This window comes from Streptomyces tibetensis (genome assembly GCF_040647715.1).
In the GTDB taxonomy this organism is placed as follows: Bacteria; Actinomycetota; Actinomycetes; order Streptomycetales; family Streptomycetaceae; genus Streptomyces; species Streptomyces tibetensis_A.
Map to the genome: position 1 here is coordinate 1 of NZ_JBEZCR010000039.1, position 1139 is coordinate 1139.

Annotated in this window: 1 protein-coding gene; it reads right to left on the bottom strand. The window is 69.1% G+C overall.

Annotated elements, in window-relative coordinates:
* On the bottom strand, positions 1–1139 hold a 1139-nt coding region (locus AB0B29_RS37700), incomplete at both ends, for a beta-ketoacyl reductase (RefSeq protein WP_362247282.1).

Sequence of the window (1139 nt, forward strand, 5' to 3'; positions counted from 1 at the left end):
CCCCAGGCGATGGAGGTGGTGGGTTGGCCTTGGGTGTGGGTGTGTTGGGCGAGGGCGTCGAGGTGGGCGTTGGCGGCGGCGTAGAGGGATTGTCCGCTGCTGCCCCAGGTGGCGGCGGCGGAGGAGAAGTGGACGACGGTGTGGAGGGGGGTGTGGGTGGTGTGGTGGTGGAGGAGTTGGGCGCCGGTGGTTTTGGCGTTCAGGATGTGGGTGGCTTGGGTGGGGGTGAGGTCGGTGAGTGGGGTGGTCTGGGGGGTTCCGGCGGTGTGGAAGATGGCTTGGAGGGGTGGGTGGTGGGTGTTGATGTGGTGGATGAGGTTTTGGATTTGGTGGGGGTCGGTGAGGTCGCAGGGGGTGATGGTGGTGTGGGTGCCGAGTTGGGTGAGGTGGTGTTGGAGTTGGGTGGCGCCGGGGGCGTTGGGGCCTTGGCGGCTGGTGAGGATGAGGTGTTTGGCGCCTTTGTGGGCGAGCCAGGTGGCGAGGTGGGTGCCGAGGGCGCCGGTGCCGCCGGTGATGAGGATGGTTCCGGGGGGTGGGGTCCAGGGGGTGGGTGTGGTGGTGGGGGTGGTGGGGGTGAGTCGGCGGGCGTAGGTGGTGTGGGTGCGGATGGCGATTTGGTCTTCGTTGGGTTGTTGGGGGGTGGTGGTGTGGTGGGTTGCGAGGTGGGTGGTGAGGTGGTGGAGGTGGTGGGGTGTGGGGTGTTGGGGGAGGTCGATGAGGCCGCCCCAGTGTTGGGGGTGTTCGAGGGCGGCGGTTTGGCCGAGTCCCCATAGGCGTGCGGTGTAGGGGTTGGGGGTGTCGGTGGGGTGGATGGTGGTGGCTTGGCGGGTGGTGATCCACAGGCGGGTGGTGAGGGGGGTGGTGGTGAGGGCTTGGATGGTGGTGAGGGTGAGGGTGGTGGCGGGGTCGAGTGGGGGTTGGTGGGGGTCGGGTGTGACGGGGGTGGGGGCGAGGAGGATGCCGGTGAGGCCGTCGGGGTGGGCGGTGGCGAGGTCGGTGAGGTGGGTGGCGAGGGTGTGTTTGTCGGTGGTGGTGGGGTCGAGGGTGAGGGTGTGGGTGTCGGCGCCGGCGGTGTGCAGGGCGGCGGTGATGTCGGGGATCAGGGAGTCCCCGTCCTGACCGATCACCAGCCAACGGCC